This window comes from Ectothiorhodospira sp. PHS-1, assembly GCF_000225005.1.
Classification (GTDB): Bacteria; Pseudomonadota; Gammaproteobacteria; order Ectothiorhodospirales; family Ectothiorhodospiraceae; genus Ectothiorhodospira.
Genome location: NZ_AGBG01000084.1, coordinates 1 through 715, shown reverse-complemented (window position 1 = coordinate 715; position 715 = coordinate 1). Strand labels below are relative to the sequence as shown.

Here is a 715-nt window from a genome sequence, read left to right as displayed (position 1 = left end):
CGCGGTATTTGTCGGCATAGCCTCTGGCCTTGATCTGTTCCAGGGCCTTGCCTTCGGGCAGTTGCTCCACCACCTTGAACTCGAACAGGTAGATGTGCCCGGCAAAGTCTACCGCCATGTCCACCTTACCATGGTGGCTGGAGTCTTCCACCGTGACCTGCCCCCCCAGGGCCGCAAAGTGGCTATAAAACACACTGGCATAGTGCCCTTCGTATTGGGCGATGGGGTTGTTGCGGTACCAGTCGTGAGGCAGGCCCGCATAGAGGGCCTTGAGGTGGTTTTCCAGCCCGGCCAGGTCATGGTTGCGCAGGTGGGTAAACAGGGTTCTGCGCTCCCGAGGTGCGTTTTCCAGGCCCAGCGAGGGCAGCAGAGCAAGGTTGAGACTGGTTTCCACTTCCTGGTTGGGAAAGCCCAGGGTGTACTGGCGGTACCCCAGCATGGGTTCTTCCAATGTCTTGATGGTCAGGTAACCGGCCTGGAACAGCAGGGCGTCGGTACTGATGTTGTCCACGTCGAACTGGCTGAGCAGTTCGTATTCCGTTTCCCAATGGTCCAGCGACGGCGTGTAGATGCCCCGTTGCCTGAGCATATCCACCAGAAAGGTGGGGGTCGCGCTCTCGAACCAGTAAGGTCCGAACTGACGATTTTGCAAGAGCAGCAGGACGTCGAAGGGATTGTAGACGGAGGTCACCTCCTGCCCACCCCAGCGGTAACC

The 715-nt window shown here is 59.0% G+C and carries 1 protein-coding gene; it reads right to left on the bottom strand.

The window, feature by feature from the left end; genetic code table 11:
* The coding region (locus tag ECTPHS_RS13700) for a PD-(D/E)XK nuclease domain-containing protein (protein WP_008933364.1) at positions 1–715 on the bottom strand (715 nt) is incomplete at both ends.